The organism is Acidovorax sp. ST3, from assembly GCF_003231145.1.
GTDB lineage: Bacteria > Pseudomonadota > Gammaproteobacteria > Burkholderiales > Burkholderiaceae_C > Acidovorax.
The window spans coordinates 801,866-822,302 of record NZ_QKVP01000001.1 but is presented as its reverse complement, the minus strand read 5'-3'; the positions used below and the strand labels follow the sequence as shown (position 1 = coordinate 822,302).

At 65.8% G+C, this 20,437-nt stretch carries 17 protein-coding genes and 1 pseudogene; 4 read left to right on the top strand and 14 right to left on the bottom strand.

Translation table 11 applies throughout. The features are described 5' to 3' along the window. Nucleotides 1-16: 16 nt before the first annotated feature. The 8 genes from yjfF to DNK89_RS03605 form a co-directional block, all read right to left on the bottom strand. Complete coding sequence (gene yjfF / locus DNK89_RS03640; RefSeq protein WP_110958927.1) at nucleotides 17-1,054, bottom strand: galactofuranose ABC transporter, permease protein YjfF; 1,038 nt, start codon at nucleotides 1,052-1,054, stop codon at nucleotides 17-19. Next, nucleotides 1,051-2,103, bottom strand: a complete 1,053-nt coding sequence (locus DNK89_RS03635; protein ID WP_110958926.1) for an ABC transporter permease — start codon at nucleotides 2,101-2,103, stop codon at nucleotides 1,051-1,053. The genes yjfF and DNK89_RS03635 overlap by 4 nt, the downstream gene beginning before the upstream one ends. Beyond that, complete coding sequence (locus DNK89_RS03630; protein WP_203422181.1) at nucleotides 2,096-3,730, bottom strand: sugar ABC transporter ATP-binding protein; 1,635 nt, start codon at nucleotides 3,728-3,730, stop codon at nucleotides 2,096-2,098. Before DNK89_RS03630 ends, DNK89_RS03635 begins: the two co-directional genes overlap by 8 nt. Then, a complete protein-coding gene (mmsB, locus tag DNK89_RS03625) occupies nucleotides 3,730-4,959 on the bottom strand; it encodes a multiple monosaccharide ABC transporter permease (RefSeq protein ID WP_110958925.1) in 1,230 nt (409 codons plus the stop codon). The genes DNK89_RS03630 and mmsB overlap by 1 nt, the downstream gene beginning before the upstream one ends. 1 nt (nucleotide 4,960) lies before the next feature. Then, nucleotides 4,961-6,478 carry a multiple monosaccharide ABC transporter ATP-binding protein gene (mmsA, locus tag DNK89_RS03620; RefSeq protein ID WP_110958924.1) on the bottom strand — a complete coding sequence of 506 codons (1,518 nt, stop codon included), beginning with the start codon at nucleotides 6,476-6,478 and terminating at the stop codon, nucleotides 4,961-4,963. A gap of 110 nt (nucleotides 6,479-6,588) precedes the next feature. Then, complete coding sequence (chvE, locus tag DNK89_RS03615; RefSeq protein WP_015013817.1) at nucleotides 6,589-7,659, bottom strand: multiple monosaccharide ABC transporter substrate-binding protein; 1,071 nt, start codon at nucleotides 7,657-7,659, stop codon at nucleotides 6,589-6,591. A 190-nt stretch (nucleotides 7,660-7,849) separates the two neighbouring features. After that, nucleotides 7,850-8,815: an ABC transporter substrate-binding protein gene (locus tag DNK89_RS03610; RefSeq protein WP_110959184.1), complete on the bottom strand. Its 966-nt coding sequence runs from the start codon at nucleotides 8,813-8,815 to the stop codon at nucleotides 7,850-7,852. Nucleotides 8,816-9,053: 238 nt separating this feature from the next. Next, nucleotides 9,054-10,505, bottom strand: a complete 1,452-nt coding sequence (locus DNK89_RS03605) for an aldehyde dehydrogenase family protein (RefSeq protein ID WP_110958923.1) — start codon at nucleotides 10,503-10,505, stop codon at nucleotides 9,054-9,056. 137 nt (nucleotides 10,506-10,642) lie between these two features. Between DNK89_RS03605 and DNK89_RS03600 the strand changes: the two genes are divergently transcribed. Next, nucleotides 10,643-11,605, top strand: coding sequence for a LysR substrate-binding domain-containing protein (locus tag DNK89_RS03600; RefSeq protein ID WP_110958922.1), 963 nt, complete (start codon nucleotides 10,643-10,645; stop codon nucleotides 11,603-11,605). 944 nt (nucleotides 11,606-12,549) lie between these two features. Here the strand turns inward: DNK89_RS03600 and DNK89_RS03590 are convergent. Continuing rightward, nucleotides 12,550-13,371: an SDR family NAD(P)-dependent oxidoreductase gene (locus DNK89_RS03590; protein WP_110958920.1), complete on the bottom strand. Its 822-nt coding sequence runs from the start codon at nucleotides 13,369-13,371 to the stop codon at nucleotides 12,550-12,552. Between the two features lie 124 nt (nucleotides 13,372-13,495). Between DNK89_RS03590 and DNK89_RS03585 the strand changes: the two genes are divergently transcribed. Both DNK89_RS03585 and DNK89_RS03580 read left to right on the top strand, forming a co-directional pair. Further along, nucleotides 13,496-14,449: an SMP-30/gluconolactonase/LRE family protein gene (locus DNK89_RS03585; protein WP_110958919.1), complete on the top strand. Its 954-nt coding sequence runs from the start codon at nucleotides 13,496-13,498 to the stop codon at nucleotides 14,447-14,449. 75 nt (nucleotides 14,450-14,524) lie between these two features. Next, nucleotides 14,525-15,460, top strand: coding sequence for an aldose 1-epimerase (locus DNK89_RS03580; RefSeq protein ID WP_110958918.1), 936 nt, complete (start codon nucleotides 14,525-14,527; stop codon nucleotides 15,458-15,460). Between the two features lie 21 nt (nucleotides 15,461-15,481). Here DNK89_RS03580 and DNK89_RS03575 read toward each other — a convergent pair whose 3' ends face one another. The 5 genes and pseudogenes from DNK89_RS03575 to DNK89_RS03560 all read right to left on the bottom strand — a co-directional run bounded on the left by DNK89_RS03575 (nucleotide 15,482) and on the right by DNK89_RS03560 (nucleotide 19,412). Continuing rightward, on the bottom strand, nucleotides 15,482-15,877 hold the full coding sequence (locus tag DNK89_RS03575) for a VOC family protein (protein WP_110958917.1): 396 nt from the start codon (nucleotides 15,875-15,877) through the stop codon (nucleotides 15,482-15,484). 37 nt (nucleotides 15,878-15,914) lie between these two features. Beyond that, nucleotides 15,915-16,376 (bottom strand): DUF1801 domain-containing protein, encoded by a 462-nt coding sequence (locus DNK89_RS03570; protein WP_110959183.1) that lies wholly within the window; start codon nucleotides 16,374-16,376, stop codon nucleotides 15,915-15,917. 271 nt (nucleotides 16,377-16,647) lie between these two features. Next, the gene (locus DNK89_RS24995; protein WP_370220864.1) at nucleotides 16,648-17,274 is read right to left on the bottom strand and encodes a hypothetical protein; all 627 of its coding nucleotides are present in this window, start codon (nucleotides 17,272-17,274) and stop codon (nucleotides 16,648-16,650) included. Beyond that, nucleotides 17,263-18,216, bottom strand: a pseudogene (locus tag DNK89_RS24990) (FAD-dependent monooxygenase); the annotation flags it as partial. The pseudogene DNK89_RS24990 and the gene DNK89_RS24995, both read right to left, overlap by 12 nt. A 179-nt stretch (nucleotides 18,217-18,395) precedes the next feature. Then, nucleotides 18,396-19,412, bottom strand: coding sequence for a tripartite tricarboxylate transporter substrate binding protein (locus tag DNK89_RS03560; RefSeq protein WP_110958915.1), 1,017 nt, complete (start codon nucleotides 19,410-19,412; stop codon nucleotides 18,396-18,398). Nucleotides 19,413-19,495: 83 nt separating this feature from the next. Between DNK89_RS03560 and DNK89_RS03555 the strand changes: the two genes are divergently transcribed. After that, nucleotides 19,496-20,425, top strand: coding sequence for a LysR family transcriptional regulator (locus DNK89_RS03555; RefSeq protein ID WP_238990680.1), 930 nt, complete (start codon nucleotides 19,496-19,498; stop codon nucleotides 20,423-20,425). The last annotated feature ends 12 nt before the right edge of the window (nucleotides 20,426-20,437 follow it).

The window sequence follows — 20,437 nt, the reverse complement described above, 5'->3', positions numbered from 1 at the left end:
GAGGAGAAATGAAGAATCAACGGGCCTTGCCCGAGCGGCGCGAAAGCAGCCGCTGCAGCAGACAGAAAGCGAACAGCAGCACTCCGACGACGATGCGTGTCCACCAGGAGCTGAGCGTGCCGTCGAAGGAAATCAGGGTCTGGATGATTCCGAGCATGAGCACGCCAAACAGCGTGCCCGCCACATAGCCCACGCCACCCGTGAGCAGCGTTCCGCCAATCACCACGGCGGCAATTGCGTCCAGCTCCATGCCCACGGCATGCAGGCCATAGCCCGACAGCATGTAGAACGTGAACACCACGCCCGCCAGCGCTGAGCAAAAGCCCGACAGCGTGTAGACGCCAATGAGCGTGCGGCGCACCGGCAGGCCCATGAGCACGGCCGAGTGCTCGCTGCCGCCCACCGCATACACGCTGCGGCCAAACGGCGTGCAGTGCGCCACAAAAAGGGCCACCAGCAGCACGGCAATGGCGATGAGCGCGCCCAGCGAGAGCGATGCGCCTTCCCACAGCGGCAGTCGCCACTGGGCCAGCTCTGAATAGCCTTCGTGTGTGATGCTGATGGAGTCGATGCTGATGAGGTAGCACAGCCCCCGCGCCAGGAACATGCCCGCCAGCGTGACGATGAAGGGCTGCAGCCGAAAGCGCTCGATGAGGAAACCCATGAACGCGCCAAATGCCGTGCCCATCAGCAGCACCAGCGGGATGGCGACCATCAGGTTCCAGCCCCGGTGCTCGACCAGCGCGGCCAGCACCATGGTGGTCAGTGCCACCACCGAGCCCACCGAAAGGTCGATGCCGCCCGACAGGATCACGAACGTCATGCCCACCGCCACGATGATGAGGAAGGCGTTGTCGATCAGCAGGTTGAGGAAAACCTGGGCCGAGAAGAAGCCGGTGTACAGCACCGAACCCAGCGTGGCCATGGCCACGAACAGCGAGATGGTGGCTGCCAGCGGCAGGTACTTGGGGTTGAACCGCGCGCGCGCGGCGGTGGCCTGTGGGACAGGGTGGTTCACGGTGCCGAAGCCTGCGGTCTTGGGTACGGCGCTCATTGCAAAGCTCCCGCGCCGGGGCGGCGTGCCAGGGCGCCCACTTGCGCCCGGAACTCGGGCGACTGCAGCAGCATCACGATGAACACCACCACGGCCTTCACCACCAGGTTGATCTCGGGCGGCACGCCCAGCGAGTAGATGGCGTAGGTCAGCGTCTGGATGATGAGTGCGCCAATCACGCTGCCCACCAGGCTGAAGCGCCCACCGGTGAGGGCGGTGCCGCCCAGCGTGACGGCCAGGATGGCGTCCAGCTCCAGCAGCTGCCCGGCGTTGTTGCCGTCTGCACTCTTCACGTTGGAGCTGATCAGCAGCCCCGCAATGCCCGCGCACACGCCGCAGAACACATAGACCGCCACGATAAGCCGCCCCGCCTGCACGCCCGCCACCCGCGCCGCCGTGGGGTTGATGCCCACCGCCTGGATGAACAGGCCCAGCGCCGTACGCGTGATGGCGAGGTACAGCACCACGAAGACTGCGGCCACTACGAACACAGAGAACGGCAGCCCTGCCAGGTACCCACCGCCCATGAAGAAGTAGGGCGTGTAGTAGATGGTGATGATCTGCCCGTCAGTGATCAGCTGGGCAATGCCCCGGCCCGCCACCATGAGGATCAGCGTGGCAATGATGGGCTGCATGCCCACCTTGGCAACCAGCACGCCATTCCACAGCCCGCACAGCAGCGCCACGCCAATGGCGCCCAGAATGGCGACAGGCAGTGGAAACCGGCTCTCGGTGCCCGACACCGAGCCGCCGATCAGCCACGCGGCCACGGCCGCTGCAATGGCCACCGTCGCACCCACCGAGATATCGATGCCACGTGTGGCGATCACCAGCGTCATGCCCAGCGACACCAGCACCAGCGGTGCGGCGCGGTTCAGTATGTCGATGAGGCTGCCGTACAGGTGCCCGTCGCGCCATTCGATGCGCAGAAAACTGGCGTTGAAGGCCGTATTGATGGCCAGCAGGAGCAGCAGCGTGATGATGGGCCACGCCAAGCGGTGGCGCAGCAGCGCGGCCAAAAGGGAAGGAGAGGGGGAACGTTCAAGCATGTTCTGCGGCGATGAGTTCGTAGACGGCGTCTTCGCTGCTGCCCGCAGGCAGCTCACCCACCTTGCGGCGGTCGCGGAGCACCACGATGCGGTGCGCCACTCGCACCACCTCGCTCATTTCGGAAGAGATGAACAACACGGCCATGCCCGCCTGGGCCAGGCGCAGGATCTGGTCCATGATTTCCTGCTTTGCGGCCACGTCGATGCCGCGCGTGGGTTCGTCCAGGATGAGCAGGCGCGGCTCGATGGCCATCCAGCGCGCGAGGATCGCCTTTTGCTGGTTGCCACCCGAGAGCAGGCCGATGGGCTTGTCCACCGTCTCGGTCTTGATGCCCAGCAGCTTCACGTAGCGCTCGGCCAGGGCCGTCTGCTCGGCGCGCGAGAGGAACTTGCCCACACCCATGCGCGCCTGCAGCGCCAGCGCAATGTTCTCGCGCACCGACAGTTCCGCCACGATGCCATCGGTCTTCCGCTCCTCGGGGCACAGGGCCAGGCCATGGCGGATCGCGTCCATGGGGTTGGCGAATTTCACCACCTGCCCGTCAATGCGCAGCGCGCCCCGGTCGGGCTGCTCCAGACCAAACAGCAGACGCGCCAGCTCGGTGCGGCCCGAGCCCAGCAGCCCGGCCAGACCCACTACCTCGCCCGCGCGGATCTGCAGGTCCAGCGGCTGCAATTGCGTGTCCTGCCCCAGGCCCTCGGCTTGCAGCAGCGTGGCCTGGCGGTCGTCCACGGCGGGTGCTGGTGCAGGTTGCTCCGACGCAGCGGCCAGGTCCCGGCCCAGCATGGCAGCAATCAACGCCTGCGGGCTCAGGTCCTTGGCCAGCCACTCACCCACCCAGCTGCCATTGCGCAGCACGGTGATGCGGTCCGACACGGCATACACCTGGTTTAAAAAGTGCGTCACAAAGACGATGGACAGCCCCTCGCTGCGCAAGCGGCGCAGCACATCAAAGAGCTTTTGCACCTCGTCGTCGTCCAGGCTGGAGGTGGGTTCGTCCAGAATCAGCACGCGCGATTCGATGCTGAGTGCACGCGCAATCGCCACCAGCTGCTGTACGGCCACCGGGTAGTCCGACAGCAGGCGCGTCACGTCGATCTGCAGACCGATGCGCGCCACCAGATCGCGGGCGCGCTGGTGCAGCGTGGCCCAGTCGATGCGGAAGCCCTGCGCGATGCCGCAGCGCGGGTAGCGGCCCGCAAAGATGTTCTCGGCCACCGAGAGGTTGGGGCAGAGGTTGACCTCCTGGTACACCGTGCTGATGCCCAGGCGCTGCGCGGCCAGGGGCGAGTCGGGCCACACACTGACCTGCCCCCACGCTCCGCCGCTGCGCGGGTCGCTGCCCCCCGAGGGGGCGTCGCCTTGCTTGGGGCGGCCCGGCGCTGCGGCGTTCCCGCCCAGCCGCATCTGCCCGTCGCTGGCCTCCAGCACGCCTGTCAGCACCTTGATCAGTGTGGACTTGCCCGCACCGTTTTGCCCCATCAGCGCATGGATCTCGCCGGGGTAGAGGTTGAGCTGCACGTCGCGCAGCACGGGGATGCCCGCAAACTGCTTGTGGATGCCCGAAAGCTGCAGCACCGGAGCTGCGGCTGGGGCGTGAGCGGTGGACGGGTCCATGGGGGTCATCACGCTTTGTTCTTGTTGTAAACGTCCACGAGCACGGCGGCCAGCAGCACGACGCCCTTGATGACCTGCTGGTAGTCGATGCCGATGCCCAGGATGGACATGCCGTTGTTCATCACGCCCATCACAAAGGCGCCGATGACTGCGCCCATCACTTTGCCCACGCCGCCCGATGCCGAGGCGCCGCCGATGAAGCAGGCTGCAATCACGTCCAGCTCAAAACCCAGGCCTGCCTTGGGCGTGGCGGTGTTGAGCCGTGCCGCAAAAACCAGCCCGGCCAGGGCGGCCAGCACGCCCATGTTGATGAAGGCATAAAGCGTGAGCCGCTCGGTCTTGATGCCCGAGAGCTTGGCCGCCTTCTCGTTGCCGCCCATGGCGTAGATGCGGCGGCCGATGGTGGTGCGGCTGGTGACAAAGTCGAACAGCACGATCAGCAGCGCCATCACGATGAGTACGTTGGGCAGGCCCTTGTACGAAGCGAGCAGGTAGCTGAAGTACACCAGCAGCCCGCCAAAAACGATGGTGCGGGCGATGAACAGACCTGCAGGCTCTGTCTGCACGCCGTGGCGCAGCCGGTTGGCGCGCTGGCGCAGGCCGCCCACGGCCAGGGCCGCTGCCACGGCCGCGCCCAGCAGCAGCGAGGTCAGGCGCAGGCCTTCCACGCTGAACAGGTCAGGGATAAAACCCGAGCTGAGCATCTGGAACGCCGAGGGGAACGGCCCCACCGACTGCCCCGCCAGCAGCGCTAGCGCCAGGCCCTTGAACACCAGCATGCCCGCCAACGTGACGATGAACGAGGGGATGCGCGAGAAGGCCACAAACCCGCCTTGAATGGCGCCGATGAGGCCGCCACAGAGCAGGCACACCAGCGTGGCGGGCACAAAGTGCCAGTTGTATTCGACCATCAGGACCGCAGCCAGCGCCCCGATGAAGCCACACACCGAGCCCACCGACAGGTCGATGTGCCCGGCCACGATGACCAGCAGCATGCCCAGCGCCATGATGACGATGTAGCTGTTCTGCAGCACCAGGTTGGTCAGGTTCAAGGGCTGCATCAGCGTGCCCTCGGTCATGTACTGGAAGAAGCCCATGATGGCCACCAGCGTGATCAACATGCCGTATTCGCGCAGGTTGTGCTGCAGGTGCTGCAACAGCGATTTGTCGTGCCGCGCCGCTGCTGTCGTGCTGCCGTCGGCCAGCGTGCTGGCGGGGGGATGGGTGGTCTGGATCATATCAACTGGCTTTCACAATCGCTCGCATGATCTTTTCTTGCGAGGCATCTGAAGTTGGCATCTCGGCCACAAAGCGGCCTTCGTTCATCACATAGATGCGGTCCGTGATGCCCAGCAGCTCGGGCATTTCGGAGGAGATCACGATCACGCACTTGCCCTCGGCCGCCAGCTGGGCGATGAGGGTGTAGATCTCGTACTTGGCGCCCACGTCGATGCCGCGCGTGGGCTCGTCGAGGATGAGCACCTCGGGGCTGGTGAACAGCCATTTGCTCAGCACCACTTTTTGCTGGTTGCCGCCCGACAGGTTCAGCGTCTTCTGGTCCACGCCCGAGCAGCGGATGCGCAGCTTCTCGCGGTAGTCCTGCGCCACGCGGTGTTCCTGGCCGCTGTCGATCACGCTGGCGAACGACACGCCCGGCAGGTTGGCCAGCGAGGTGTTGAACTGGATGTCTTCGTTCAGCACCAGGCCATTGCCTTTGCGGTCTTCGGTCACATAGGCCAGGCCGTGGCGCACAGCTTTCTCGACCGTGCTCACGTCGATGGGCTGGCCGCGCAGCCGCACCTCGCCGCTGATGCGCTGGCCCCACGAGCAACCAAAGATGCTCATGGCCAGCTCGGTGCGGCCTGCGCCCATCAGGCCCGCAATGCCCACGATCTCGCCGCGCCGCACGTTCAGGTCGATGCCTTTGAGGTGCTCGCGGTCGCTGCGCTGCGGGTGGTGGGCGCGCCAGTTGCGCACCTCAAAAACAATGTCGCCCACTTGCGGCTGGCGCTGGGGGTAGCGGTCGCTCATCTCGCGGCCCACCATGGCCTGGATCACGCGGTCTTCGCTCACCGGGCCTTCGCGGCAGTCCAGCATCTGCACGGTGCTGCCGTCGCGCAGCACGGTGATGGCGTCGGCCACGCGCGAGATTTCGTTGAGTTTGTGCGAGATCAGGATGCAGGTGATGCCCTGGGCTTTCAGTTCCAGCAGCAGGTCCAGCAGGGCCTGGCTGTCGTTCTCGTTGAGGCTGGCGGTGGGCTCGTCCAGGATCAGCAGGCGCACCTTGCGCGACAGCGCCTTGGCAATCTCCACCAGTTGCTGCTTGCCCACACCCAACTGGCCCACGGGTGTGTCGGGCGATTCGCGCAGGCCCACCTTGTGCAGCAGCGCCTGGGCGCGGCTGTGGGCGGCCATCCAGTCAATGACGCCGTGCCGTGCGGTTTCGTTGCCGAGAAAGATGTTTTCTGCAATCGACAGCAGCGGCACCAGCGCCAGCTCCTGGTGAATGATGATGATGCCCAGGTGCTCGCTGTCGCGGATGCCTGCAAACTCGCGCTCTTGCCCGTCGAACAGGATCTGGCCGCTGTAGCTGCCATGGGGATACACACCCGACAGCACCTTCATCAGCGTCGATTTGCCCGCCCCGTTTTCGCCGACGATGGCATGGATCTCCCCGGCCTGCACCTGCAGGTTGACCTGGTTCAGCGCCACCACGCCGGGGAAGGTTTTGCGGATGTTCCGCATTTCAAGAAGCATGGTCTCTCAGTCTGTTGGCGGGGCCGCTGGCCCCATCCCGGTTGCAGGCCGCCTGCGCTGCCCCAATGGCAATCGCAGGCGGCGGCTTTAGATGCAGAAGCCGCTCGTGCTTACTTGATTTGCGATTCCTTGTAGTACCCACTGCCTACCAGCACCGCGTTCCAGTTGGAGGAGTCCACCGCCACCGGCTTGAGCAGGTACGAGGGCACCACCTTCACGCCGTTGTTGTAGGTCTTGGTGTCGTTGATTTCAGGCTGCTTGCCTGTCAGCACGGCGTCCACCATGTTGGCGGCTACCTTGGCCAGCTCGCGGGTGTCCTTGAACACGGTGGAAGATTGCTCGCCCTTGAGGATGGACTTGATGGAGGGCACCTCAGCGTCCTGGCCGCTGACCACGGGGCAGGGCTGCTGGGCAGTGCAGTAGCCCACGCCCTTCAGGGAGGACAGAATGCCGATGGAGATACCGTCATATGGCGAGAGCACGGCATGCACCTTGTCCTTGCCGTAGTAGGCCGACAGCAGGTTGTCCATGCGCGCCTGGGCCACCGAGCCGTCCCAGCGCAGCGTGCCCACCTTGTTCATGCCGGTCTGCTTGCTGCGCACCACCAGCTTGCCGCTGTCGATGTACGGTTGCAGCACGCTCATGGCGCCGTCATAGAAGAAGAAGGCGTTGTTGTCGTCCGGCGAGCCACCAAACAGTTCGATGTTGAACGGGCCCTTGCCTTGCTTCAAGCCCAGCTTGTCCACGATGGAGGTGGCCTGCAGCACGCCCACCTGGAAGTTATCGAACGTGGCGTAGTAGTCCACGTTCTTCGATCCCTTGATGAGGCGGTCGTACGCAATGACCTTCACGCCCTTGTCGGCCGCGTTTTGCAGCGCCTTGGACAGCGTGGTGCCGTCGATCGACGCAATCACCAGCACCTTGGCGCCCTTGGTGATCATGTTCTCGATCTGCGCGAGCTGGTTAGGGATGTCGTCTTCGGCGTACTGCAGGTCGGTCTTGTAGCCCCGGTCCTTGAGCACCTTGACCATGTTGTCGCCATCGGCAATCCAGCGCGCCGAGGACTTGGTGGGCATCGAGATGCCGATGGTGCCCTTGTCCTGGGCCGATGCCACGGACGTGGCGCCGATGGCTGCGAGCGCCACGGTGGCCAGCACGGCCTTGAAAATTGCACGCTTCATTTGAGTCTGTCTCCTGGTGTGAATTTGTTTTTTTGATAGACGCTTGGTTTCGCCAACGCTCTACGAAACTGTCGCTGGCCAATACGAGTGCCACCGCGCAAGGGCCACCCCGCCGCGCCGGTGGCGTCCCCCTTCCCGCATCGCGCAGCGATGCGAGAGAAAGGGGGAAGGCGCGCAGCGCCTCAGGGGGTTAATACTTCCGGTTCGGCATTTCCTTGGCCGCCACTTCCATCGGGAAGATGCCTTCCTCGGTCACGATGCGCTTGGGCACCGCTTTGCCAGCCTTGATGTCTTTGACTGCGGCCATGAGTTGCGGGCCCAGCAGGGGGCTGCACTCCACACTCACATTGAGCTTGCCGGCGATCATGGCTTCGAAGGCGCCCTTCACCGCATCGATGGAGATGATCACGATGTCCTTGGCGGGCTTCATGCCGGCCTCTTCGATGGCCTGGATGGCGCCAATCGCCATGTCATCGTTGTGTGCGTAAAGCACGTTGATCTTCTTGCCCTCGGCCTTCAGAAAGGCTTCCATCACTTCCTTGCCCTTGGCACGGGTGAAGTCGCCGGTCTGGCTGCGGATGATCTTGAACTTGGGGTCGGCCTTGATGACTTCTTCAAAGCCTTTCTTGCGGTCGATGGCAGGGGCCGAGCCCACGGTGCCTTGCAGCTCGACGATGTTGAAGTCGCCCTTCTGGTCCTTCATCTTCTCCACCAGCCAGCGGCCTGCCTTGCGGCCTTCTTCCACAAAGTCTGAGCCCATGAAGGTTACGTACAGCGAGGTGTCCTTGGTGTTCACTGCGCGGTCGGTCAGCACCACGGGGATCTTGGCGGCCTTGGCCTCGCGCAGCACGGGCTCCCAGCCCGACTCGACCACGGGCGAGAACGCAATCACGTCCACCTTCTGCGCGATGAACGAGCGGATGGCCTTGATCTGGTTTTCCTGCTTTTGCTGTGCGTCCGAGAACTTCAACTCGATGCCAGCCTCTTTGGCGGCGGACTTGATGGACTCGGTATTGGCGGTGCGCCATTCACTCTCGGCCCCCACCTGGCTGAAGCCCAGCACCAGGGGCTTTTGCGCCCAGGCGGCGCCGGGCAGCAGGGCGGCCACGGGCACGCTGGCCAAGGCGGCAGCAACGGTGCGGCGGTTCATTTTCATCATCTTGTCTCCTGTCTGTAATGGTTGGTTGACGACGGTTGCGGGATGGAAAAGCAGCGATGCGATAAAGGATGGTTCAGAAGGTGGGAAGGAATCCAACGTGCCAGAGCAGGTTGCCAAAACGCTTCCGCTCTAGGCGCAAAGCGCAGTCATAGCTCGGGCTATGGCGAGCATTTGCAACGACGAGCGGGAGTGTTCTGGCGACATGAGCGGGCATGTTGGGTTCCTTCCCACCTTCTTAGGCCAGCATGTAGCCCGTCTTGACCGTGGTGTAGAACTCGGCCGCGTAGCGCCCCTGTTCGCGGGCGCCGTAGCTCGACTCCTTGCGGCCACCAAACGGCACATGGAAGTCCACACCCGCCGTGGGCAGGTTCACCATGGTCATGCCCACGGCGGCGTGGCGCTTGAAGTGCATGGCGCGCTTGAGCGACGTGGTGCAGATGCCCGCGCACAGGCCAAAAGGCGTGTCGTTGGCCAAGGCCAGCGCGTGCTCATAGTCATCAGCGCGCAGCACACAGGCCACGGGGCCAAAGATTTCCTCGCGCGCCACGCGGTGCTCAGGGCGGGCCAGGAAGAGGGTGGGGCTCATGTAATGGCCTGGGGTGGGGCGCTCCAGGCGCTCGCCACCCCAGACATGCTCCGCTCCCTCATTGCGCGCGATGTCGATGTAGCCCAGGTTCTGTGCCAGCTGGTTGTCATCCACCACCGGGCCCATCTCGGTGCCGCGCTCCAGCGCGTGGCCCACCTTCAGGCTGGCCAGCCGGTTGCGCAGGCGCGCCACAAAGGCGTCGTGCACCTCGGCCTCGACGATGAGGCGGCTCGATGCGGTGCAGCGCTGGCCGGTGGAGAAATACGAGCCCTGCAGCGCGCAGTCCACCGCCTGGTCCAGGTCGGCGTCGGCCAGCACGATGAGCGGGTTCTTGCCGCCCATCTCCAACTGCACCTTGGCGCGCCGTGCTGAGGCCGCGCGCAAGATGCGATCGCCGGTGGCCACCGATCCGGTAAAGCTCAGCGCATTGACCAGCGGGTGGTCCACCAGCGTCTGGCCCACCTCGCGGCCGCTGCCCATGATGAGGTTGAACGCACCGGCGGGCAGGCCGCTGCGGCTGATGATCTCGGCCAGCGCCCAGCCACAGGCGGGCACCAGTTCGGCGGGCTTGAACACCACGGTGTTGCCGTAGGCCAGTGCCGGAGCGATCTTCCAGGCCGGGATGGCAAACGGGAAGTTCCACGGCGCGATGATGCCCACCACGCCCACGGGCTCGCGGGTCACGTCCACCTGCACGCCCTGGCGCACGGAGGCCAGCAGCTCGCCCTGAATGCGTAGCGCCTCGCCCGCAAAAAACTTGAAGATCTGCCCGCTGCGCGCCACCTCGGCCACGCCCTCGGGCAGGGTCTTGCCTTCTTCACGGGCCAGCAGCGCGCCCAGCTCGTCCTTGCGCGCCAGCAGCTCGCTGCCGATCATGTCCAGCACGTCGGCGCGGCGTTGGGGCGTGCTCTGGCTCCAGGTGGGCAGGGCGTCGGCCGCAGCGCGCACGGCCAGCTCGGTCTGGTTGCGGTCAGCGCGGGCGTATTCGGCAACCACCTCGCGAGTGTCCGACGGGTTGATGCTGATGCCGGTGGTGGTGCCGATTTCCCACCGGCCATTGATCAGGTGCCGGGGGCTGAGCTGGAGGTCGCCGAGCTTCATGGAGAGGGGCCATTGTTGCAGTTGCGGCGAAGTCTATGGAAGGTTTTGATATCAATCCAATCGTTTTTTAGACAAAATACATATCGTTCTTTGCATTCTGGAAAACCCCTCCTTCTCCCTGCAGCTGTCGCACATCCATGAGCACCTACAACCACTGGTTCATCCGCGCCCGCCTCAAGACGCGCCAACTGCTGCTGCTGGTGGCCCTGGCCGAAGAGGGCAACATCCACCGCGCCGCCCAGGTGCTCAGCATGACCCAGCCCGCTGCCTCCAAGCTGCTCAAGGACCTGGAGGACGTGCTGGAGGTGTCGCTGTTTGACCGCCTGCCGCGTGGCATGCGCCCCACCTGGTACGGCGAAACGATGATCCGCCACGCGCGCATGGCCCTGGCCAACCTGAACCAGGCGCACGACGAGATCGGTGCGCTCAAGCGCGGGCACTATGGCCAAGTGGGCATCGGCGCCATCACCTCACCCGGCCTGAGCCTCCTGCCCGCCGCCGTGGCGCTGGTCAAACAGGAGCATCCCAGCCTGCGCATCTCGCTCGACATTGAAACCAGCCCGGTGCTGTTGGAGCGGCTGGAGCAGGGCAAGCTCGACATCGTGGTGGGCCGCCTGTATGAGGAGCACGACAAGGAGAACCTGCGCTATGAGTCGCTGACGGAGGAGCTGGTCTGCGCCATGACGCGCCCGGGCCACCCGCTGTCGAGCATGAGCGGGTTGACGCTGCGCGATGTGGTCTCGGCCAGCTGGATCGTGCCGCCGGCGGGCAGCGTGTTGCGGCACCGGTTTGACCTGATGTTCCAGCAGGACGGGCTGGCGCCGCCGCTGCACACGGTGGAGACATCGGCCCTGTTGTTCATCACGCGCATGCTGCAGCAGAGCGACATGATTGCGGTGGTGGCGGAGGATGTGGCGCGCTATTACGCGGCGCATGGGATCGTGACGGTGTTGCCGCTGGCGATGCCGTGCCATATGGACGCGTTCGGAATCATCACGCGGTCGGACCGGCTGTTGTCGCCGGCGGCGAAGGTGATGATGAAGGCGTTGAAGCAGACGAGTCTGGTGCAGTATGGGCGGCGGTTGGAGGTGGGGGATTGATGGTTTTGGGTGTTATTGGCTGGATGCGCTAGTGGGATATGTGCTGGTTGCTATTGATTTTGTAGTGTTTGTTTTCGTGTGCTGAATGTGCCGCATGCCTTTGCTGAGGGCGGAGGCCGGGAGTCGCCCCGGCGGGCGAGGTACTTTTCTTTGCTTCGCCAAAGAAAAGTACCCAAAAGAAAGGCGACCCCCAGTCTGCGACCCCTTCGCTGTGCGAAGGGGCAAACCTGCGGCGTGTCGGTTGCGGGGTGCGCCGTGGAACTCGCTTTGCGCTGCGCGCGCCGCTCGGGCATCCACGGCGAGTCAGTTCACGAGGCATGGGCGCTGCGACGCCCATGCTCACCCCACAACCGCCCCGCCGCAGGCGCAGCCAGCAGGGGTGGGACAGCCGAACATCCAAACAGCCAACATCCATTCGGGCCATCGCTGCGCTCGGCCCAGTTTGCGCAGCGCGTGGCGCTTGCGCCCGCGAGACGGTGCCGAGCGCAGCGCAGCGAAGCAATGGCCCGTGTGGATGTCCCTCGGGTTCCCTTCTGGATGCGCCTGGGGCGCGCAGGGCGCGGGGTGGCGCGTGTGCCGAAGGACACACGCGCTTCGTGAACTGACTCACCGCAGCTGTTTGAGCGGAGCGCCGCAGGCGCGCAGCGAGTTCTGCGGTGCACCCCGTGACCGAGCACCCCAGGTTGCCCCGTAGCGCAGCGAAGGGGTCGCCGACAGTAGGGTCGCCCTTTCTTTGGTGACTTTCTTTCGGCGACGCGAAAGAAAGTTACTCGCACGCCGGGCGACTCCCGGCCTCCGCCCTCAAACCAAGCATGCCTCTCAAACCAGCGCGCGCCGGCTCAGTCAGGCTCAGCTCGAACGCCCGTAGATCACCAGAAACTACAAAAACAATAGCTGCCAGCGCTTGATGCATGAGCGCTATAGCCCAAAAAGACCTCAAAACCTCAAACCCACCCCGCATCCACCTTGAACTCCTGCGCCGTACACATCGCCGCATCATCCGACGCCAAAAACAACACCATCCGTGCAATGTCATGCGGCCGCAGCTTGTCCGGCAAACACTGGTTGCGCGCCAGCTCCTTCTCCCCCTCGGCGTCCAGCCACAGCTTGATCTGCCGCTCCGTCATCACCCAGCCCGGCGACACCGTGTTGATGCGAATCCGGTCTTGCCCCAGCGTCTTCGCCAGCCCGCGCGTGAGGCCGTTCACTGACGACTTGGCAATGGCATAGCAGGGGTAGCCCGTGCCCTTGCCCTGCCAGCCCGTGGAGCCCAGGTTGATGACCGAGCCCGCGCCCAGCCTGCGCATGCCGGGCACCACGGCCTGGATGGCGAAGAAGGCGGGGCGCTCGTTGATGGCCATGCGCTCGTCGTAGTACTCCGGCGTCACGGACTCCAGCGTGTGCCGGTCATCGCTGGCCACGTTGTTCACCAGCACTGCAAAGTCGCTGCCCAGCTCGGATGCCGCTTCGGCCACACAGGCTTGCAGGGCGTTCACATCTCGCACATCGCACACACGCCACCAGGGGCGGGGCAGGCCTGCGTCGGCAATGTGCTGGGCCAGGGCTTCGCTCGCGTTGCGCGCCACGTCCACAAACGCCACGCGGGCGCCTTGCTCGGCAAACGCCGCCACGATGGCTGCGCCAATGCCGCTGCCGCCGCCGGTCACAAACACGGCGCGGCCTTGCAGGCTGGGGAATTTCGCCAGGCCCTGGGGGGCGCCGGTGGCGTCGGTCGAGGAAGAGGAGGGGGTAAAAAGCTGTGTCATATCAATATTGCAATCAATAAATGGCAAAAAAATTCATTTCAAGCATCAATTGGCGTTGATAAGATGCCGCTCGTCAAGTGCCTGGCGGCAGGCCGATGCAAAAAAACGACCGGAGACAACCAACGTGCGCCCTTCGCCGGATACCCCCATCCCACCGTCCAGCGGCGCGTCCGCCTCTGCGCCAACAACCGCCGGCGCCGTGCGCTGCGTGGTCGCACTGGGCAACGCACTGGGCGAGGGCGTGATGTGGTCGGTGCGCGAGCAGGCTGTGTACTGGGTGGACATCCTGCAGCGCGAGCTGCACCGCTGGGACCCGGCCACCAGCGCCCACCAGCGCTGGACGTTTGACGAAGAGATCTCTGCCATTGCCGAGCGCGCCGACGCCCCCGGCTTCATCGTCACCCTGCGCCGGTGCTTTGCACTGTTCGACCCCGCTGCTGACATCGCCCCGCGCTACCTGCACCAGCCCGAGCCAGAGCGCACAGGCAACCGATTCAACGACGGCAAGTGTGACGCCCAGGGCCGCTTTTGGGGTGGCAGCATGGACTTTGCGTGCGAGGCTCCCACGGGCGCGCTCTACACCTACACCGCCAGCGGCGACTGCGTGCGGCACGACGATGGTTTTGCCGTCACCAACGGCCCCACCTGGGCTACCACCGCGCAGGGCCCGGCCATGTTTTTCAACGACACGGTGCAGGGCACCACCTACCGCTACCGCTGCGACCCGGCCACCGGCACCGTGAGCGACAAAACCCTGTGGAAGCGCTGGCCCGCTGCCGACGGCGTGCCCGACGGCATGACCACCGATGCGCAGGGCCGCCTGTGGATTGCGCACTGGGGCGGCGGCTGCATCACCTGCCATGACGCCGACACGGCCGACGAGTTGGCCCGCATCCCGCTGCCCGTGAGTCAGGTCACCAACTGCGCCTTTGGCGGTGCGGACCTGCGCACGCTGTACATCACCTCGGCACGCACGGGCCTCACGCCCGAACAGCTCGCGGTTGAACCGCTGGCGGGCGCGCTGTTTGCAGTGGACGTCACTACTCCTGGCGTGCCCGCACACTTGTTTGGCGGCTGACGCTGGCCCCACGCGCAGCGGCGGAGCCCGTCGCTCCACCTTTCTTTTCTCCATCCCGCAGAAAGCACACCGCCCATGACCGAGGCCTCTTCATCCCACCCCATCGTCTGGCTGCACCACGCGGGGCAGCACCTGGGCCTGGTGCCCACGCTCGGCGGCAGTGTGGCGGCCTGGCAGATTGACGACCCGCTAGCGGCGGGCGCGCGCATCGACCTGTGGCGCCCGTGGGATGGCGTCACGCCCGACCTGTACCAGCTTGCGTCGTTTGCCATGGTGCCTTGGTCCAACCGCATCAGCGGCGGCGGGTTTGAACATGCGGGGCAGTTCCACCCCATGCGCCCCAACCGTGTGGGCGAGCCGTACCCCATCCACGGCGATGGGTGGCTGCAGCCCTGGCAGCTGAGCCAGCCCGCGCCCGACACGCTGCAGATGCAGCTGCGCTCCGAGCGCTTTGACGGCAACCCCTACGAGTACGAATGCGTGCAGACCTTCCGCCTGGTGGATGGTGGCCTGGACCAGTCGGTGCAGGTGCGGCACCTGGGCGCGCAGCCGCTGCCCTACGGCCTGGGCCTGCACCCCTGGTTTCCGCGCACGCCAGACACGCGCATCACGGCTCCGGTGCAAGGCGTGTGGCTGTGTGGCGACGACCCCTTGCCCACGGAGCACACGCAGCAGTTTCCATCTGGCTGGGAACTGAACAGCGGCGCGCCCGCTAACGGCGGCCTGATCGACAACGCCTACACCGGCTGGGGCGGCACGGCGCAGATTGACTGGCCCGAGCGCGGCCTGCGCCTGACGGCCCACATGCCCGATTTTGAAAAGGACGGCGGCACGGCCCAGCACTACTGCCTGGTGTACCGCCCGCCGCAGGGCCCGGCGTTCTGCTTTGAGCCCATCACCCAGCCCATCGACGCCTTTCACCAGCCGGGCCAGCCCGGCCTGCGCACGCTGGCGCAGGGCGAGGTGATGGTGATGAATGTGCAGTGGCGCTACCAGCCGCTGACTGATTGAGGGGGGCCTTAGAACAGGTTCTTACAGCAGCGCCGCGTGGCACGCCACGCACAGCTTGTTGCCATCAGGGTCCCGAAAATACGCGCCGTAGTAATGGGCGTGGTACTCGGGCCGCAGGCCCGGGCGGCCCTCGCACACGGCGCCCAGGCTCAGCGCCAGGGCGTGCGCAGCATCCACCTGGTCGCGCGTGGCGGCCGCAAAGGCCACCATGGTGCCGTTGCCGGGTTGCGGCACCTCGCCATTGAAGGGGCGGGCAATCACAAACAGCGGGCGGGGGCCGGGGTTGGATTCCCAACCTGCCCAGGGCCGGCTGGGCTCGCAAAACCGCTCCTTCACACCCAGCGTGCTCAGCACAGGCCGGTAAAACGCCAGCGCGCGCTCAAAGTCTGAAATGCCCACAAACACGTGCGACAGCATGATGGGGTGATCCTTCTGGTGGTCTGAATGCTGGGGCCTATGCGGCCGACCCTGTGTGCCCCGGTGCCCGGCCCTTGCGGGCCTTGCTGCCGCCCAGCGCATTGAGCTCTACCGCCGCGCGGATTAGCGCGCGGAACGCATCGGCAGGCAGCGTGTCGCCCTCGTGGATATCAATGGCACGGCGTGCATTGCCCTCCAGGCTGGCATTGAACAGGCGCGCCGGGTCGGGCAGGGCGGCGCCTTTCAGAAAGGTGAGCTTTACCGCTGCTTTGTAGCTCTCGCCTGTGCACAAGATCCCGCCCAGCGACCACACCGGCGTGCCGCGCCACTTCCACTCCTCCACCACACCGGGCGCGGCCTCGTGGATCAGCTGGCGCACCTGCGTCAGCACCTGCCCACGCCAGTCGCCCAGGTCGGCAATGCGCTGGTCGATCAGTGCCGATGCGGCGGGCCCGGTGGTGGCCGCGTCGGGGGCGGCGGTGTTGGGCGAACGGCCCATGGCAGCGGCGGGGGATTTTTTGGCAGCAGCCACGGGGTAGTCCTTGGTGGGATGGGCGCAAAAGGCGAGGGGTGATGCCCCGCCATTGTTGCCACTCCGCGCACCTTGGCAACCCCGCTACAACGGGTTGTTACCTTCTGGCCTACCTCTGTTCATTCAGGCAAGCGCGTCGGTAGCCGCATGACCTGCGCCACTTTTGCGCCCCTCCGCGCGCCCTTGCGCGGCGTTGCTCCGCGCCTCCGCACGATTCGCTTCCGCCGTGCGCCACGGCCTACCCCGCCACCCGCGCCAGCACTTCGCGAGCCTGCTCCGCAGTCACTGCCGGGCCGCCTGCCTGCGCCGTCCAGGCCACAAACTGGTCAGGCCGCACCAGCACCAGCGGTGCGCCATAGCGTGCGGGCTCGGTGCCTGCGCCTCCGTCGCCGCAGTCCACCAGCCGCAGCGGCAGGCCCAGGCCCGCAGCCGCCTCGCGAAAGGCCTGCACTGATGATGCATGCGCGCCATCGCCACCCACCACCAGCAGCGAAAAGCCTGCGCCCAGCTCCTCAAACACGTTGCGCCCGCTGGACAGCGTGGCGGGTGCCAGGTGGTGGCCCGGCCGCGCCGTGAACTGGTGCGAGCCCTTGGCGCTGGTAGTGCGGCCCTCGCTGCCCCACACGATGGCCGAGCCCTCGTAGTGCGGCTCAAACGCATGCACCTCGCCCACGGCGCCTTGGGCGCGCGCTTGCCACGCGGCTTCAAACGCGGCACGGTCGCGCGCTGGGTCATAGGCGTCCAAGAATTCCTTGTCGGTCTCTATGGACCGCGCAATGAAGTCGTTGATGGTGGACGCAAACACCGGGCGCCGCTCGGCGTCGTACGAGTCCAGCAGCCGCTCGCCGCCCCAGCCCTGCAGCATTGCCGCCAGCTTCCAGCCCAGGTTGCGCGCGTCTTCCAGGCCCGAGTTCACGCCGTAGCCGCCGTAGGGTGGGTGGCTGTGCGCGGCATCGCCCGCGATGAAGACTCGGCCCTTGCGGTAGCTGTCGGCCAGCATGAAGCGCAGGTCCCAAAAGCCGATGTGCTCAAACTCCACCTCAAACTCCGCGCCCACCGCCTCGTGCAGGTAGGCCGCAAAGTCAAAGTTGTCTTTGGTGGTGCCTGGCGGCACTGGTGCATGAAAGAACCAGGTGCTGCCCAGGTCCACCCGGCCCAGAAACTTCCAGTAGCCCTTCAGTTCGGGCTGCAGCACGTTGTAGTAAGACTTGCCGGGGTAGCGCTCCAGCAGCTGGTGCAGGCCTTGTGACTTGAACACCAGCAGCACCATCATGCGGTCGTGGTCGGTGCGGGTGTGGGTGATGCCCGCCTGCTCGCGCACCACCGACCGCGCGCCGTCCGACCCCACCACATAGGCGCCGCGCAGCACGCGCTGGGCCTTGCCGTCGCCACGTTGCTGGATGGTGACGGACACACCCGCGTCATCCTGCGCCACGGTACTGGTCTCCCAGCCGTAGAGGGTCTGCACCGATGGCAGCTGCGCCACACGCTGGCGCAGCACGGCCTCGGTGGCGTACTGCGGGAGACGCTCGTTGGCCGTGAAGTAATAAGGCTTGACCAGGTCGCGCTGCAGCCAGTCGTAGCTGTAGGGCCCCAACAGCGTGCCGTGTGCGGTCAGGCCGCCAATGCCGTATTCCACCGGAATAGTGCGCGCCGCGCGCAGCTGCTTTTCGGCACCCCAGAAGTGAAAGTGCTCCATGGTGCGCTGCGTGAGGTTCTGCCCCTTGGGGATGGGCTGGGGCTGCACATAGCGCTCCACCACGATCACGCTGATGCCGCGCTGGCCCAGCTCTATGGCCAGGCCCATGCCGACGGGGCCGCCGCCCACGATGATCACTTCGGCGTCTTGCTGCGGCGCCACGGTTGCTTGCTGGTTCATGTTGTTGGTGTTGTTCGGTACGGGTCGGTCCGGGTCAGTACTAGCCGCGATGCGGTGTTGTGCAGTGCGGCGCGCTACTGGTCACCGCTGGGTGCGGGTGGTCGTGGTTACTCGGCGGTGATGCCCTGGGCCTTGATCAGGTCGGCCCAGCGCTTGGCGTCAGCCGCCACCAGCTTCTGGAAGGCGTCGGGCGAGCTGTGGGCGGGCGTCATGCCTTGGGTCTCGAACGACTTGGCCACGGCGGGTGATGCCAGCACGTCGCGCAGCTCGGTGTTCAGCCGGTCCACCATGGCGCGGGGTGTGCCTGCGGGGGCAAACACGCCGTACCACATGTCCACGTTCAGGTCGCCCAGCTTCAGCGTGCCGAGCGACGGCACCTCAGGCAGCAGCGGGTGGGGCGTGTCCGAGCTGATGGCCAGCGCCTTCAGCTTGCCCGCCTTCACATGCTGCAAGGCCACGTGGATGGGCAAGAACATCGCGTCGATCTGCCCGCCCAGCAGGTCCGTCACGGCCGGGGCGGTGCCCCGGTAGCTGATGTGGGTGAGCGAAATCTTGGCCCGGTTCTTCAGCAGCTCCATTGCCAGGTGGTGCGGCGTGCCCGCACCCGGCGAGCCGTAGTTGAGCGAGCCAGGCTTGGCCCGGGCGCGGTCCATCAGGTCCTTGAGCGATTCGATCCTGGACCCGGCCGACGCCACCAGCAGCAGCTGCCCCCAGCTCGTCTGGCTCACAGGCACCAGGTCCGTCAGCGGGTTAAAGCCCTGCTTGGGGTACAGCGCCATGTTCATCACCAGTGTGTTCACGCTGACCAGCAGCGTGGTGCCGTCGGGCGCAGCGCGCACCACCTCTTGCGTGCCGATGATGCCGGACGCCCCCGCCTTGTTCTCCACAAAAAACGGGCGCTTGAGCCGGTCAGACAGCGGCTGCGCAATTTGCCGCGCAATCAGGTCAATGCCCGTGCCGGGCGTGAACGGCACCACCAGCCGCACCGGTGCATCGGCCCCCGTCTGCGCCCAGGCCCTGGGCGTGGCGACTGCAGCCGTGGCTGCCAGCGCGCCCAGCACCAGGCTGCGGCGTTGGGGGGAGGGCGGGTGCGCGTTGGCACGCAGGGTGGGCAGCTGGGGCATGGGGCTTGTCTCTCTAGTCGTTGGAAGGGCGTTACGGGTCAATTACAACGACACTATTGACATTGATCAAACGGAAAATTCTGATGAATTCTTCATCAAAGCTGATGAATGTCAGCACCCGCCAGCTCCACGCTTTTCTGGAGGTGACGCGCCTGCAGAGCTTTGCCAAGGCGGCCGAGCAGGTGCACCTGTCCCCCTCGGGCATGAGCATGCTCGTCAAGGAGCTGGAGGACCAGGTGGGCGCCCGCCTGTTTGACCGCACTACGCGGTCGATCACGCTGACCGACGCCGGGCGCCGCCTGCAGCCGGTGGCCGAGCGTGTGGTGGGCGAGCTGCGCGCCCTGGGCGCCGTGCTGGACGGCAACGAGGCCGCTGTGCGCTCACGCCTGCTGGTGGCGGCCACGCCCATGATCTCGGCCAGCCTGCTGCCCGAGGTGATTCGCGGCTTTGCACGCAGCCACCCCGGCGTGCAGGTGCAGCTCAGCGATGTGGAGGTGGGCACCGTGCGCCAGCGCGTGCTCGACGGCGAGGCCGACATCGGCTTTGGCTTCTTCGTCAAACCTGCCGTGGGGTTGTCGCGCCAGCCCTTGTGCAAGTTCCGCCTCATGCGCATCAGCCCGCCCGATGCGGCGCACACCAGCGGCCAGCTGTCAGACAGCCAGCCCTGGAGCCGCCTCAAAGACGTGCCCCTGGTCAGCCTGCCTTCGGACAACCCTATCCAGGTGGTCATCGAAAAACAGCTCTCCCGCCTGGGTCTGGCCCATCAGGAGCGCCCCCGCATGAACCTCATCGGCACCCTCATCGGCATGGTGCGCGCAGGCCGTGGCAGCGCCATCGTGCCCTCGTTTGCGCTGGAAGAATGCCTGCGCCAGGGCCTGGGCGTCGCCATGCTGCGCGAGCCCGTGGTGCACCTGGACCTGTACCTGGCCTACCGCCGGGGCACGCAGCAAAAACCGGCGGCGATGGCGTTTGCCGAGGCGTTGCGGGAGGCTGCGGTGCGGTTGCCGGCGTAAGCGGGCGACGCT